We start from the raw sequence: 15,747 nt of genomic DNA, 5'->3' as shown, positions 1-15,747 counted from the left end.
GTCGGTGGTTCGAGTCCACTTGTGCCCATTTGCTAAGTCGCCTAGTTGTGACTTTCAAATTTGTGAAATTAATGTTATAATAAAGAAGTTGGGGAAGTACTCAAGAGGCTCAAGAGGACGGTTTGCTAAATCGTTAGACTGGGAAACCGGTGCGCAGGTTCGAATCCTGTCTTCTCCGTCTGATACGTCTATTATTAAATAGGCGTTTTTTTGACTATATGGCGATACAGAAGTAGCCGTACAGTCTTGTATTGTAGATACCAGTTAATGAACCTATATGTGGTTAGATTGGAGATCCAATGGCTATGCTTGACAGAGAAAAAATAGAAGAAATCAAATCTGCTGTAAATATTGTTGATATCATTTCTCAGTACGTTCATTTGTCAAAAACTGGAGCTAATTATTTAGGTTTGTGTCCTTTTCATGGCGAGAAAACACCAAGTTTTAACGTTAATGGGGTCAAGCAATTTTATCATTGTTTTGGTTGTGGTAAATCTGGAGATGTTTTTAAATTTTTAGAAGAGTATAAACAAGTATCGTTCATAGATGCTATCGCAGAGGTTGCGGATACTGCAGGAATTGACTTAGTCATTGATAAAAAGACGCCTAAGGAAAGTCCTTATCAAGCGATTTATGAATTGCACACGCAGGCTGCAAGAATATACCATACGGTACTGACAGCGACCAAAGAAGGCGAAGCAGCACGTGCTTATTTGTATAATCGTGGCATTACAGATGAGTTAATTAAACGATTTGATATTGGTCTTAGTTTATCAGATCAAGATTTCTTATATAAAAGTGTGTATCAAAAGTATGAGGAATCTGTTTTATCAAATTCTGGGTTAATTACTTTCGGGGAAAACAATATTTATGACAGTTTTCGTGGTCGGATTATGTTTCCACTTAAAAATGAGTTTGGTCAGGTTATTGCTTTCTCAGGTCGTATTTGGTTGGATAAAGATGTTGACAATAAAACCTTAGCCAAATATAAAAATTCTGCTAAAACGCCAATATTCAATAAATCAGAAGCACTCTATAATATTGACCAAGCGCATAAGACAATCAAAAAACAACATGAAGTTTATCTCATGGAAGGGTTTCTAGATGTTATCGCTGCGTTTGAAAATGGTATCTTAAATGCAGTTGCCAGCATGGGGACTGCACTGACAGATGGGCATATTAGACAACTTAAAAAGTTTACTAAGAAGTTTATTTTAGTATATGATGGCGATAAAGCGGGGCAAAGTGCCATCTATAAAGCGCTTAATCTATTAGAGGGTGAAGAAGTAGAGATAGTTCGGATTCCAGATGGGTTAGATCCTGATGAGTATAATAAAGCCTATCCTAATGCACTTGGACAGTTAATGACGAGTAATCGGATAGCACCTGTCGTTTTTTTAATGGATTATTTGAGGCCTGATAATCTTAGTAATCTACAGGCTCAGCTTGATTTTATAGACTTGATAGCACCAAAAATTGCGGTCCTTAAATCATTAACAGCACAAGATGCCTACATAAAGCGTTTAGTTGAGATTTTACCAGATTTCGAGTATAATCAAGTAGAAACTGCTGTTAATAAGAGAAGAGATAATATGCTCTTCTCTGCATCTGAAATAGATGAAGACATGATATTTGATGATAGTATGGTGCCACCACCGCCTATCTTCGATGATTATCATTATGATGCACCAGAATATGCACCACCAGTCGCAATGATTGAGACGACTGATAAAAAATATTCTAAGATAGAACGCTCAGAATTACAATTACTACACCGGATGATTAATCATCCACATGTGTTAAAACGGATCTTATCAGATGGTGACTTTCAATTTATGCATAAGCGCTATCAAGATCTGTTTGACGAGTTTAAACATATGGATGAGGTAAGTGAAACACAGCTATTGTCTCAAATTACTGGAGAGAAGCAACAGACGATTTATGAAATTTTATCGTCGGTAAACGTGCCAGAAGAGGTAACAGACCAAGAAATTGATGATTTGTTAACCAACTTTTTAGAAGCAAGTAAAGGATCAAAAATCCTGTCCTTACAAGAACAGCTTAAAAAAGCAAAAGAAACTGGCAATAAGGCATTAGAATTACAACTGACTTTGCAAATCATTGCGCAAACACAACAAGATGGGGTATAAAAGTGGCAGATATAACAAAAGATAATAAAAAAATTGGTTCAGCATTTAATGTTGCAACTGCTGAATTTATTAGAGATCATAAAAGCTTAGGTCAAGCAGTTGATGATGATATTACAACTGAACTGATCACAGAATTCGAGTTAGATACTGATGCAATAGAGGCATTATTAACAAAAATTCAGGATGCTGGTATTTCAATAGTTGATAAAAATGGCGAGCCTTCTGTGATCGCACTTGAATCATCTAAAGTGGATGACAAAAAAACGAAAGAAGAACTTGAAGAGATTGTCACAAATGTACGTATAGATGATCCAGTTAGAATGTATTTGAAAGAGATTGGTCGCTTTCCATTACTGACTTTTGATGAAGAAACACGTCTAGCTGAAGCGATTATTGAAGGTGGTGAAGGTGGTGAGATGGCTAAGCAAATGCTTGCTGAAGCTAACCTTCGATTGGTAGTCTCTATTGCTAAGCGTTACTCAGGACGTGGGATGCAATTTCTTGATTTAATTCAAGAAGGTAACATGGGCTTGATGAAAGCTGTCGATAAGTTTGACCATACAAAAGGATTTAAGTTTTCAACTTATGCGACATGGTGGATTCGTCAGGCTATTACACGTGCGATTGCTGACCAAGCACGTACGATCAGAATTCCTGTACATATGGTTGAAACGATTAACAAATTGATCAGAATTCAACGTCAACTCTTACAAGATTTAGGCCGCGATCCGTCACCAGAGGAAATTGGTGCTGAGATGGACATTAAAGCGGAACGTGTCCGTGAAATTTTAAAAATTGCACAGGAACCAGTATCGCTAGAAACACCAATCGGTGAAGAGGATGATTCACATCTTGGAGATTTTATTGAAGATGATGCAATCGAAAGTCCAGTTGACTACACTAACCGTATCATGTTACGTGAACAACTAGATGAGGTTATGGATACGCTAACAGACAGAGAAGAAAATGTGCTTCGTATGCGTTTTGGTCTGGATGATGGTAGAATGCATACACTTGAAGATGTTGGTAAACAATTCAAAGTGACGAGAGAACGTATTCGTCAAATTGAAGCTAAAGCTTTGAAGAAATTACGTCATCCAAGACGTAGTAAACAATTACGTGATTTTATGTGAAGGTAACTGCATAAATAAGACAGAAGAAAGACGTTTTTAACGTCTTTTTTGTCTGCTATTTTATATTTAAAGTAAGCAATTTACTTGAAAATATATTAAAATAAACATATAATAAAATAAAGGTCAATATTGGTCAAACAATAGGCATCTTTTTAGTATTAACCTTACTAATGGGTTGATAACAAAAAAATTATTGTTTGTTATCAATCATTCGAAGAAATGTAAAGGAGTTACAACATGCTCTGTCAAAATTGTCAACTTAATGAAGCAACTATTCATCTTTATACAAATATGAATGGTATAAAAAAACAAAATGATCTTTGTCAAAATTGTTATCAAATTATGAAAGCTGGTGGCCCTGAAAATTTACTAGGTGGGTCTGCAGCTAAACCAGTTCGTAATCAGTCGGATAATAATTATAATCCATTTGACGATCTTTTTGGTACACTCGGAAATAATTCAAGTCGTGGTAATCAATCGACACCACCAACACAATCGGGTAAAGGTGGTAACAATAACGGTGGAAACGGTAATCAAAAAGCAAAAGGATTATTAGAAGAATTTGGTTTTAATGTAACGGAAAGTGCACGTAAAGGTGAGATAGATCCTGTTATTGGTCGAGATCAAGAAATCACTCGTGTGATTGAAATTTTAAATCGACGGACCAAAAATAATCCTGTACTTATCGGAGAACCCGGTGTTGGTAAAACAGCAGTTGTAGAAGGATTAGCACAAAAAATTGTCGATGGTGATGTGCCACAAAAACTTCAAAATAAAGAAGTCATCAGACTAGATGTTGTCAGCTTAGTCCAAGGTACGGGTATCCGAGGTCAGTTTGAAGAACGGATGCAAAAATTAATGAAGGAAATCTCAAGCCGTAAGGATGTGATTTTATTCATTGATGAAATACATGAACTTGTTGGTGCTGGTGCTGCTGGCGACGGTAATATGGATGCTGGTAATATTTTAAAACCGGCACTTGCACGAGGAGAACTACAACTCGTTGGTGCGACAACCTTAACTGAATATCGTATTATCGAAAAAGATGCAGCATTAGAACGTCGGATGCAACCTGTTAAAGTAGATGAGCCATCTGTTGAAGAGACAATCACTATTTTAAAAGGGATTCAAAAACGTTATGAAGACTATCATCATGTGACCTATACAGATGAGGCTATCGAACAAGCTGCTATCCTGTCAAATCGTTACATTCAAGATCGATTTTTACCAGATAAAGCGATTGACTTGTTGGATGAATCTGGCTCAAAGAAAAATTTAACCTTAAAATTTATCGACCCAGAAGATATCATGAAACGCATCCAAGCATCTGAGGATGCCAAAAATGAAGCGTTACGTTCTGAGGATTTTGAGAAAGCTGCTTATTTCCGTGATCAAATTACGAAATTACGTGAGCTATCTAAACAAGAGTTAGCAGATGAAGAAACACCGCTAATCACAGAAAAAGATATTGAAGCGATCATAGAAGAGAAAACGCATATACCAGTTGGTGATCTGAAAGAAAAAGAGCAAACACAGTTAATCAACTTAGCAGATGACCTTAAACGTCATGTGATTGGGCAAAATGAAGCGATTGATAAAATTGCCAAAGCAGTCCGTCGTAATCGTATTGGTTTAGGTAAGGCAAATCGTCCGATTGGTAGTTTTATGTTTGTTGGCCCAACTGGTGTTGGGAAGACAGAACTGGCCAAACAACTTGCAGTGGAACTATTTGGTAGTGAAGATAGCATGATTCGTTTTGATATGAGCGAATACATGGAAAAACATAGTGTGGCAAAATTAATTGGTGCGCCTCCTGGATACGTGGGTTATGATGAAGCTGGTCAATTAACAGAAAAAGTACGTCGTAACCCATACTCGTTAGTCCTACTAGATGAAATTGAAAAAGCACATCCTGATGTGATGCATATGTTTTTACAAATTTTAGAAGATGGTCGTTTGACGGATGCACAAGGTCGTACCATTAGTTTTAAAGATACGATTATTATCATGACATCAAATGCTGGTACAGGAAAAGTAGAAGCAAACGTTGGATTTGGTGCGGCACGTGAAGGCTTAACAAACTCTGTTTTAGGCCAATTAGGTGATTTCTTTAGTCCTGAATTTATGAATCGATTTGATGGGATTGTTGAGTTTAAAACACTTAGCAAAGAAAATTTACTTAAGATAGTTGATTTAATGTTATCTGATGTAAATGCACAAATTGCACGAAATGAGATTCATTTAGATGTAACAGCTGCTGTGAAAGAAAAGTTAGTAGAACTAGGTTATGATCCTAAGATGGGTGCACGACCATTGCGTCGGACAATTCAAGAACATATCGAAGATAAGATCGCTGATTTCTATCTTGAACATCCTGAATACAAAACACTCTTAGCAGATTTAGTTGATGATGAAATCGTCATTTCAGTTCAAGAAAAAACTGATACACCAGAGTCAGAAAATCATGAGACATCAGTGGTGGATCATGATGCTGAATAAAAAAAGGCTTGAGGGGTTCCTCAAGCCTTTTTCTTATTCAATAATTAGCATACCTTCTTTAATGGCAAAAGGATTTTTTTCATTGATGTGGTCATAAAACATAATCCCATTTGTATGGTCGATCTCATGTTGTACAACCATGGCATCATAGCCTCTTAGTTTAAGACGTTGTTTTTGACCATCTTTGTCAAAGTAGTCGACAGTGACACGTGCATGACGTACAACATAACCAGGAACTTCACGATCGACTGATAAACAGCCTTCACCGTCTGCAAGCGCAGCGTCCTGAACAGAATGTGCAACGATTTTTGCATTGTACATAATCGTTGCTATACTGTATGCTTCGGGTGCTTTTTGTGTATCTTCTTCAGTTTCAAGGTCTTTTGGAACCAAGCAAGCTAGGATTTTTTTAGAAATATCAAGTTGTGGCGCTGCGATACCAACACCCCCACGTAATCCCATTTTTTCAGCCATGACTGGATCTTGAGAATGACGTAAAAATTGGAGCATTTTTTCTCCGAGAATGATATCCTCATCAGAGAGTGGTAAAGATACCTCTTCACCAACTTGGCGTAAGGTTGGATTGCCCTCACGAATGATATCATCCATATCAATCAAGTGGCTGGCTTTTATTAAACGTTCTTGTGCTGTCATTATTGCCTCTTTTTATAAATTTAGATTTGCTTGTAATCACGATACATACTCTGAGACGATGTCAAAAAGTCATAGATAATCAATGATTATAATGTGTTGCAGTTGATTCTATTATATCACAATTTGATGATCAAAAATGGTAAAATGAACCTATGATAGAAAAAGACATAACAAAGAAATTTGAATTGATTTCAAAATATAATCCATCAGGAGATCAGCCCACTGCGATTGAAGCGTTATGTGAGGGGATTGAAAACGGTGAGAAAGCACAGATTTTACTCGGAGCTACAGGAACGGGTAAAACGTATACGATGAGTCAGGTGATTGCTAGGGAAAATAAACCTACCTTGGTCATCGCACATAATAAGACACTTGCAGGTCAGTTATATGGAGAGTTTAAGGAGTTTTTCCCGAATAATGCGGTAGAGTACTTCGTCTCTTACTATGATTATTACCAACCAGAAGCTTATGTACCGTCTAGTGATACTTATATAGAAAAGGATTCATCTGTTAACGATGAGATCGATAAACTACGTCACAGTGCGACAAGTTCTCTTTTAGAGCGTAATGATGTCATTGTTGTCGCATCTGTCAGCTGTATTTATGGATTGGGTAATCCTAAAGAATACGCGGATAATGTCGTCAGCCTACGACCGGGGTTAGAAATTTCACGAGATCATCTGCTCAATAGTCTTGTAGATATTCAGTTTGAACGTAATGATATCGACTTTCAGCGTGGTAAGTTTCGTGTACGTGGCGATGTTGTCGAAATTTTTCCAGCATCACGTGACGAGAATGCTTTTCGTGTCGAATTTTTTGGAGATGAGATTGAAAGGATTCGTGAAATAGAGGCTTTGACAGGTCATGTACTTGGTGAAGTAGAGCATTTAGCAATTTTTCCAGCGACTCACTTTGTCACAAATGACGAACATATGGAAGACTCTATCGCTAAAATAGAGGCAGAACTTGAAGAGCAACTCAAAAAATTCAATGCAGAAGGCAAGCTCCTTGAAGCACAACGTCTAAAACAAAGAACTAACTATGATATTGAGATGTTGCGTGAGATGGGTTATACAAATGGTGTTGAGAATTATTCTAGACATATGGATGGCCGTAGCGAAGGTGAACCACCGTATACGCTATTAGATTTCTTCCCAGACGATTTTTTGATTATGATTGATGAAAGTCATATGACAATGGGACAAATCAAGGGCATGTATAACGGCGATAGATCTCGAAAAGAAATGTTGGTAGATTATGGTTTTCGATTACCTAGTGCCTTGGACAACAGACCCTTAAGACGAGAAGAATTTGAAAGTCATGTACATCAGATTGTTTATGTTTCGGCGACACCTGGTGATTATGAATTAGAACAGACAGATACAATCGTTGAACAAATCATACGACCGACAGGGTTGCTCGACCCAATCGTTGATGTGCGTCCTAGTATGGGACAGATTGATGATTTGTTAGGTGAAATTAATGAACGCGTGGAACGTCATGAGCGTACCTTTGTCACAACCATGACCAAAAAAATGGCTGAGGATTTAACCAATTATTTTAAAGAAATGGGAGTAAAGGTTAAATACATGCACTCAGATATCAAAACCTTAGAGAGAACAGAGATTCTGCGTGATTTGAGATTAGGGGTATTTGATGTGTTAGTCGGTATTAATCTCTTACGTGAAGGGATAGATGTACCTGAAGTTTCTTTGGTTGCGATTTTAGATGCTGATAAGGAAGGTTTTTTGAGAAATGCAAGGGGACTCGTTCAAACGATAGGCCGTGCTGCACGTAATTCAGATGGGCGTGTGATCATGTATGCCGACAAAATGACCGAGTCTATGCGTATTGCAATCGAAGAAACAGCCAGACGTCGTGAGATACAGATGACTTATAATGCAGAGCACGGTATTATACCTACAACGATTATCAAAGAAATACGCGATAAGATTGGCATCACTAAAGTCGCTGATGATGGACAAGAGGTTGAAGTTGACTACAGCACATTAAATCGTAAAGAACGCGCAGCAGCTATTAAAACACTTACTGAGCAGATGAATGAAGCAGCAGGAAACTTAGACTATGAATTAGCAGCGCAAATTCGAGACACGATTTTGGAGATTAAGGCGATTGATTAAACAATTATATAATCGATTGATGTCGTATTTGATTGGACAAGCTGAATGTCCTCATGGCGTATTAGGACGTTTCATTACCTTGATTTGGACTGTCTATTTTAAAAAGTTATCACTATGGACGCTATCTCATACAGTGTTAGAGGATCATAGCAAAGTATTAGAAATTGGTTATGGTGGTGGTGCCACGATTAAAAGACTTGTAGCGTATCAAAAGAAATTGAAAATTTATGGTATTGATCCATCTTATAATGCTTATCAAAGAACATTAAAAAATAATAAGAAAGCTATCAAATCAAAAGAGGTCAAACTATCAATAGGTAAGGTTGAAGATTTAACTTATGAAACGATGAGTTTTGATACTGTTTTTGCTATTCAAACACATATTTTTTGGTCTAATTTGTCTCAAGGAATAAGTGAAATTTATCGTGTTATACGAGATGGGGGACAGCTGATTATCTCTTGTGAAATAAGTAAAATCGCTTATCATCAAGGCCAATATGCTGATCCCAGTATATTTATTGAGCTATTAGAGACTATTGGCTTTAAAAAAGTAACTGTTTTGAAAACACCAATGTGGGTTTATTATTGTGCACTAAAATAAGTGTCATATTAATAAAGAAATGACAAGCACAATCATTTGACTTTGGTCATGAAATAGGTATAATTAGCAGTGTTGTGATAATTGAAATCATGAATAATGATAGGTGAAAGAAGAAAAAAATGAAATTAAAAAAATTAGCATTAATGACGATGGCTTTTGGGTTACTTGTGACACTTGCTGCATGTGGTAGCTCTAACAAAAATCAGTTAACTAAGATTAAAGATAAAGGGACTTTGACAGTTGCGGTGAGTCCAGATTATGCACCATTTGAATTTCAAATGTTAAAAGATGGCAAAAATACAGTTGTCGGCTCAGATATTGACTTAGCTAACGAAATTGGTAAAGCTTTAGGTGTTAAAGTAAACACTCAAGCTATGGATTTTAATAATGTGCTTGCCAGCGTAACAAGTGGTAAAGCAGATATCGCTATTTCAGGAATTTCTGCTGATGAAGATCGTAAAAAAGCGTATGATTTTTCTGATAGTTACTACTCTGCTCAAAATGTGATTGTCGTTAAAAAAAATAATCAAGATAGCTTAGCAAAACTAGAGGCGTTCAAGGGTAAAAAAATTGCAGCTCAAAAAGGGTCAGTACAAGAAAAAGTAGCTACTGACCAGATCAAAGATGCATCCTTAGTTGCTTTGATTAAAACTGGACAAGCCATTAATGAATTAAAAAATGGTACAGTTGAGGGTGTTGTACTTGAAGGACCAATCGCTAAATCTTATGTATCAGCAAACCCAGATTTAGTGATATCAGATATCAAATTAGATTCATCTGACACAGATAGTTATTGTGTCGCAATGACAAAAAAATCTGATGACCTTAGAACAGAAATTAACAAAGTCATCAAAAAATTAAAAGCAACTGATGCGATTAATAAATCTGTTGAAAAAAACTTCGAATTAGCACAAACAGCCAAATAAGATAGCTCGATTAATCTCTAACGCTTTTGTACTTTACAAGTGTATTAGAGATTTTTTAAAAGATGAGGGTGTGCTCAGGAAAAAATGATGAATAGTCATACATTTTATTTATAAAATTAAGCAAAACACTTGATTTTGTGACTAAAAAGTGTATAATTATACCTATAAACTAATAAATATACAAATCAGGAGAGATGAAATGAAAGTTAAGAAAATAGTACTTGGTGCAATCGCAATGACAGCTGTGTTAGCATTGACAGCATGTGGATCAGGTAAACAAGCTAATGCTGATAAAAGTTTAAGTAAGGTTAAAGATAAAGGAACGCTTACAGTAGCACTAAACCCTGAGTTTGCACCATTCGAGTTTCAAACAATTGAAAATGGTAAAAATAAAATTGTCGGATCAGATATTGATTTAGCTAATGAAATCGGTAAAGCGTTAGGTGTTAAAGTAAAATTTGAGGCTATGGACTTTAATAATGTTTTAGCATCTGTACAATCAGGAAAATCTGATATTGGTATCTCTGGTATTTCTGCTACTGCTGAAAGAAAAAAAGCGTATGATTTTTCGACTCCTTACTACACAGCTAAAAATGTCATGATTGTCAAAAAATCAGAAGTTGATAAATTTACAAAACTATCAGATTTTGATGGTGTAAAAGTGGCTGCACAAAAAGCTTCTATTCAGGAAAATATTTTAACAGATCAAATCAAAGGTGTAAAAGTTGTGAGTCTAGTTAAAAATGGTCAAATGATCAACGAATTGAATAACGGCACAGTATCAGGCGTTATCTTTGAAGAACCAATCGCTAAAGCTTATGTCGCAGCAAATCCTGATTTAACGATTGCAACAAGTGTTAAATTTGATAGTTCAAAATCAGATAGTTATGCGATTGCATTGCCTAAAGGATCAACAAAACTAAAAGATGAAATCGATAAAGTGGTTGATAAACTGAAATCAGAAGGAAAAATTGATCAGTTTGTAGAAAATAACTTTAAGTTATCCCTAGAAACTGCAAAATAAGCATCTACTAAATCATCAGTAGATGAAAACCGAACATTTATAAAAACACGATGGGGGTGATACATCGTGTTTTTTTGCTATCAAACGTAAGTACTGTATGTATTCATACCGTAGTTACTAATGTTCATCAAGTCGATTATTATCACGATAAAACCTGATCATTAGCAGTTATTTATGTTAAGCATAGTGGCAATTGTGTTTTTGAGGGGAAATCAAATACATACATTGATGAAAGGATGAGCCAAATACAGTAAAAGACGTACATTTAAAAAAAGAGTTAATCTTTATTGGTTCAGATACTATCAAAAAAAATAATAAGTATGATATAATAATATCAATATTTAGTCAATTCTAAATGTTACGGCAATCTTAATCTTAAGATAAATAGTAATCTAATAATGGAGGGTTCACCAGAATGACAGTTTACAACTTTTCAGCAGGTCCTGCTGTATTACCAAAACCAGTGCTAGAGCTGGCACAAAAAGAAATGCTTGATTACCGCGAAAGTGGTATGAGTGTGATGGAGCTGTCCCATCGTTCGTCTGAGTTTGATGAAATCATTAAATCGGCTGAGTCACGTTTACGTGAATTAATGGCGATTCCAGACAATTATAAAGTCTTGTTTTTACAAGGTGGTGCATCCTTACAATTTTCAATGATTCCACTTAATCTTGCACAAAAAAAGAAAAAGGCATATTATGTTGTCGGTGGATCTTGGGGTAAAAAAGCTTATACTGAAGCTGTTAAATTATCAAAAACGATTGATTTTCAACCAGAACTATTAGCTTCTTCAGAAGATAGCGTCTTTAATCATATTCCAACCTTTGATGCAAGTACAATCGATAAAGATGCTGCTTATGTGCATTTAACGACAAATAATACAATTGAAGGCACAACTGTTTATGAGTTACCAGATACAAATGGTGTCCCTATTGTTGCTGATATGAGTTCAAATATCCTTGCTGTTCGTTACAACGTCGCTGATTTTGGTTTGATTTATGCAGGAGCTCAAAAAAATATTGGCCCAGCAGGTGTCACGATTGTTATCGTGCGTGAAGATTTATTAAATGATGAGCCTGTTTTATCATCAATGTTAGACTATCGTATTCAATCTGATAACGACTCGCTTTACAACACACCACCAACATATGGTATTTATATGGCGCGTTTGGTATTCGATTATGTCGCTAGTCTTGGTGGCGTTGATGCAATGGAAACTAGAAATGTTGAAAAAGCAAATCTATTGTATGACTTCATAGATCAATCTGAATTTTACTCAAATCCTGTATCAGTTAAAGCTGACCGTAGTATTTGTAACATTCCTTTTGTTACACCAACTGATGAGTTAGATAAACTGTTCAATAAAGAAGCATTAGCGCATGAGTTTAAAAATATCAAAGGCCATAGATCAGTTGGTGGTATGCGTGCCTCAATCTATAACGCCTTTCCACTCGAAGGTGTAGAAGCATTGGTAGCCTTTATGAAGGCATTTGAAGAAAAGAATAAAGGATAATAAGATAAAAATGGTTTATACAGTAAAAACTTACAATAATATTAATCAAGTTGGGCTTCGTGAACTTGGAAACGGCTTCCAGATTGATGGGGATCAAAAAGAGAATCCAGATGCTTATATCATTCGTTCTGAAAACCTTCATGGTGTAGATTTTCCTGATAACTTGAAAGTCATTGCGCGTGCTGGTGCTGGAACTAACAATATTCCTATTGATGTCGCAACTGATCATGGTATTGTTGTCTTTAATACACCAGGTGCTAATGCTAATGCGGTGAAAGAAGCAGTTATCGCCTCAACACTTTTAAGTGCGCGTGATTACCTCGGTGCTAACAAATGGGTTAACACATTGACAGGTGATGATGTACCTAGTCAAGTTGAAGCAGGGAAAAAACAATTCGCTGGTACTGAAATTGCAGGCAAAACACTTGGTGTCATTGGTCTTGGCGCTATCGGTGCTAGAATCGCAAATGATGCTGTTCGTTTGGGTATGAACGTGATTGGCTATGATCCTTACGTGAGTGTTGAAACTGCTTGGGGACTTAATCGTGCGATTATCCGTGCGACTGAAATTCAAGAAATCTTTAAAAACTCTGATTACATCACGATTCATGTACCATTAACTCCTGAAACGAAAGAAACTTTTAATCGTGAAGCCTTTGATTTAATGGGTAAAGATGTGACAATCATCAACTTTGCACGTGGTGAACTAGTTGATAATAAAGCCTTGTTTGATGCCATTGAAACAGGCGTTGTGAAGCGTTACATCACTGACTTTGGTACAGAAGAGCTACTTAATAAAGATAAAATTATCGTGTTACCACACGTTGGTGGCTCAACCGAAGAAGCAGAGTTAAACTGTGCGATTATGGCCAGCCAAACGATTCGTCGCTTTTTAGAAACAGGCGAAATTATTAATTCTGTCAACTTTCCAAATGTTAAGCAAGTGTTGACAACACCGTTTAGAATTACCTTAGTTAACCACAATGTACCAAATATCGTGGCTCGTATCTCTACGCGTGTTTCTGATGCTGGTATCAATATTTCAAATATTATTAACCGCTCAAAAAATGACCATGCTTATACATTGATAGACTTAGATGAATCAGATGAAGAAAAAGTAAAAGCACTTGCTGCTGGTTTTGAAAGCTCAGAGCATATCATTAAAGTTAGGATTATCAAAAAATAATGAAGATATTTTATTGGTATCCAAAATGTTCGACTTGTCAGAAAGCTGCTAAAGAGCTGGCAGATTTATCTGAGGATGTCGAAAAAATTGATTTGAAAACAACGCCACCAAAAGCAGATGTGATTTTATCTTGGTTGAAAAATTCAGGACTGGATAAAAAGAAATTCTTTAACACATCAGGGATGCGTTACCGAGAACTTGAGTTAAAAGATAAAGTCGCTGATTTAACACCAGAAGCTGCTGCGGACTTGCTTGCATCTGATGGTATGTTGATCAAACGCCCTATCTTAGTTGATGAAAAAGGTCATATTTTACAAGTAGGTTATAGAACAGCTTATGCAACATTGCTAGATTAATTTAGACAAAATAAAAAACGAGCCAGACACGATATGTGTTTAGCTCGTTTTTTTATTGGTTATAAGTCAATTTCAAGTAAGATAGGGGTGTGATCTTGTCGACTACCTGAATCAATCATCTCAGATTTTTGGATAGCATCAGCAATACGTTGTGAGGTAATGAAGTAATCAATACGCCACCCTGAATTGTTCAGTTTACTTGTTTTAGAGCGTTGTGCCCACCAAGAATAGACATGGGGTACTTGACCATGAACATATCTAAAAGTATCAATAAATCCAGCAGACAGTAGGTTAGTAAATCCTTGGCGTTCTTCATCTGTAAAGCCAGCTGAATTGCGATTGTTATTTGGATGTGCTAGGTCAATCTCGTGATGTGCGACATTGTAGTCTCCAGTTGCGATGACTGGTTTTTGAGCATCTAGCGAGAGGAGATACGCTTGGTATTTGGTATCCCATAGTTGACGATCAGACAAACGTCTAAGTCCATCACCAGCATTTGGTGTGTAGACTTGTGTTAAGAAGAAGTTATCAAACTCTAGTGTGATAATACGTCCTTCGTTATCCATCGTTGATGGTGCATCTATTTCTGGCATAGTCGCTGTGACGTTAAGGTCTTTTTTATAGAGAAACATGGTACCGGCATAGCCTTTTCGAGCAGGTTCTACAGAAGAATTCCAAACGATCGTATATCTTGGAAAACGTTCTGTCAAAATATCTATATGTTTTTTTGTAGGTCCTTTAGCAGATAATTTCGTTTCCTGTAAGGCAATCACATCAGCATCAAGGACAGCAAGCTTGTCTAAAACAGCTTGTGACAATTGAGCACGTGCTGAATCACTGGTTAAAGCAGCATTAAGGGAATCGATATTCCACGAGATAAATTTCATATTCATAACCCTTATTATAACAAAAAACTAGCATTAACTAACAACAAATGTCTGAGAAGTCAGATGAGTAACCTGTTAAGGAATGAAACTGTCAAGAAATTCCTTAACAGCGTGTAGCATGAGTCATTTTTTAATGTGAGTTATCTAAGTCACGTATCAGTTTAGACTCAAGGAGGTATGTGATTTGATAACGAAATGTCATCGTTTTTAAAAAAGGTCCCAGCTCATCATGATCAGGATCTAGACTGGCTAATTTATTTAAATATGCATCCTTTTCCTCAACTGTGCATATTTTTTTAAAATAACCCCAAACATGCTGATAAGCAGTTGTTAAAGTTTTAACCGTAGGCTGTTTCTGCGCAGCTTCTTGCAGTAATTGCTCGAATTGTGCTGTTTTATCAGGTGTCCATTGGTTATATTTGAAAAGCTCTCTAATTTGATTATAATGTTGCTGGGAATGCGCCATGACCCAATATTTATGTTCTGCCCACTTACTTTGGCAAGTTCTCATGTTAGACTCCTTATGAATACTGTTAATTGTGCTTACTAGATGATACCCAGTTTAAATTATATCAAATCAGGTGTTAAACAGTATAAAATAATTACACGGAAAGTTCAGTGTTTTTGATAAATAAAACGATAGTTGTAGTGCGAATGTCTTATTAAAATGTGGTATA

General features: G+C 36.3%; 13 protein-coding genes and 1 tRNA gene. 11 read left to right on the top strand and 3 right to left on the bottom strand.

Features of this window, described 5'->3' with window-relative positions:
• The first annotated feature begins 90 nt into the window (after positions 1–90).
• The 4 genes from RU87_RS03655 (at position 91) to RU87_RS03640 (ending at position 5,782) form a co-directional block, all read left to right on the top strand.
• Positions 91–178 (top strand) — tRNA-Ser (locus tag RU87_RS03655).
• 121 nt (positions 179–299) lie between these two features.
• A complete protein-coding gene (gene dnaG, locus RU87_RS03650; protein ID WP_068161040.1) occupies positions 300–2,150 on the top strand; it encodes a DNA primase in 1,851 nt (616 codons plus the stop codon).
• 11 nt (positions 2,151–2,161) lie between these two features.
• The gene (gene rpoD / locus RU87_RS03645; protein ID WP_068161087.1) at positions 2,162–3,283 is read left to right on the top strand and encodes an RNA polymerase sigma factor RpoD; all 1,122 of its coding nucleotides are present in this window, start codon (positions 2,162–2,164) and stop codon (positions 3,281–3,283) included.
• A 237-nt stretch (positions 3,284–3,520) separates the two neighbouring features.
• Positions 3,521–5,782, top strand: a complete 2,262-nt coding sequence (locus RU87_RS03640; protein WP_068161036.1) for an ATP-dependent Clp protease ATP-binding subunit — start codon at positions 3,521–3,523, stop codon at positions 5,780–5,782.
• Positions 5,783–5,815: 33 nt separating this feature from the next.
• Here RU87_RS03640 and def read toward each other — a convergent pair whose 3' ends face one another.
• Positions 5,816–6,436 carry a peptide deformylase gene (gene def / locus RU87_RS03635; RefSeq protein WP_068161032.1) on the bottom strand — a complete coding sequence of 207 codons (621 nt, stop codon included), beginning with the start codon at positions 6,434–6,436 and terminating at the stop codon, positions 5,816–5,818.
• Between the two features lie 152 nt (positions 6,437–6,588).
• Between def and uvrB the strand changes: the two genes are divergently transcribed.
• The 7 genes from uvrB (at position 6,589) to RU87_RS03600 (ending at position 14,183) form a co-directional block, all read left to right on the top strand.
• Positions 6,589–8,577, top strand: a complete 1,989-nt coding sequence (uvrB, locus tag RU87_RS03630; RefSeq protein ID WP_068161029.1) for an excinuclease ABC subunit UvrB — start codon at positions 6,589–6,591, stop codon at positions 8,575–8,577.
• Positions 8,570–9,178 (top strand): class I SAM-dependent methyltransferase, encoded by a 609-nt coding sequence (locus RU87_RS03625; RefSeq protein WP_068161027.1) that lies wholly within the window; start codon positions 8,570–8,572, stop codon positions 9,176–9,178. The genes uvrB and RU87_RS03625 overlap by 8 nt, the downstream gene beginning before the upstream one ends.
• Positions 9,179–9,297: 119 nt before the next feature.
• Positions 9,298–10,104 (top strand): transporter substrate-binding domain-containing protein, encoded by an 807-nt coding sequence (locus tag RU87_RS03620; RefSeq protein WP_068161024.1) that lies wholly within the window; start codon positions 9,298–9,300, stop codon positions 10,102–10,104.
• 199 nt (positions 10,105–10,303) lie between these two features.
• Positions 10,304–11,128 carry a transporter substrate-binding domain-containing protein gene (locus RU87_RS03615; RefSeq protein WP_068161022.1) on the top strand — a complete coding sequence of 275 codons (825 nt, stop codon included), beginning with the start codon at positions 10,304–10,306 and terminating at the stop codon, positions 11,126–11,128.
• A 415-nt stretch (positions 11,129–11,543) separates the two neighbouring features.
• The gene (gene serC, locus RU87_RS03610; RefSeq protein ID WP_068161019.1) at positions 11,544–12,641 is read left to right on the top strand and encodes a 3-phosphoserine/phosphohydroxythreonine transaminase; all 1,098 of its coding nucleotides are present in this window, start codon (positions 11,544–11,546) and stop codon (positions 12,639–12,641) included.
• Between the two features lie 10 nt (positions 12,642–12,651).
• The gene (locus tag RU87_RS03605) at positions 12,652–13,827 is read left to right on the top strand and encodes a 3-phosphoglycerate dehydrogenase family protein (RefSeq protein WP_068161015.1); all 1,176 of its coding nucleotides are present in this window, start codon (positions 12,652–12,654) and stop codon (positions 13,825–13,827) included.
• Entirely contained in the window at positions 13,827–14,183 is a 357-nt protein-coding gene (locus RU87_RS03600; protein ID WP_068161013.1) for a Spx/MgsR family RNA polymerase-binding regulatory protein, read from the top strand. Before RU87_RS03605 ends, RU87_RS03600 begins: the two co-directional genes overlap by 1 nt.
• 59 nt (positions 14,184–14,242) lie before the next feature.
• On the opposite strand, the gene RU87_RS03595 is transcribed toward RU87_RS03600, so the two are convergent.
• The gene (locus RU87_RS03595; RefSeq protein WP_068161010.1) at positions 14,243–15,070 is read right to left on the bottom strand and encodes an exodeoxyribonuclease III; all 828 of its coding nucleotides are present in this window, start codon (positions 15,068–15,070) and stop codon (positions 14,243–14,245) included.
• Between the two features lie 130 nt (positions 15,071–15,200).
• Positions 15,201–15,581, bottom strand: coding sequence for a YbgA family protein (locus RU87_RS03590; protein ID WP_068161007.1), 381 nt, complete (start codon positions 15,579–15,581; stop codon positions 15,201–15,203).
• Positions 15,582–15,747: the final 166 nt, after the last annotated feature.

Origin of the sequence: Pseudolactococcus plantarum (genome assembly GCF_002441715.1) — a bacterium.
GTDB classification, from domain to species: Bacteria; Bacillota; Bacilli; order Lactobacillales; family Streptococcaceae; genus Pseudolactococcus; species Pseudolactococcus plantarum.
This window is presented reverse-complemented; position numbering and strand designations above follow the sequence as displayed.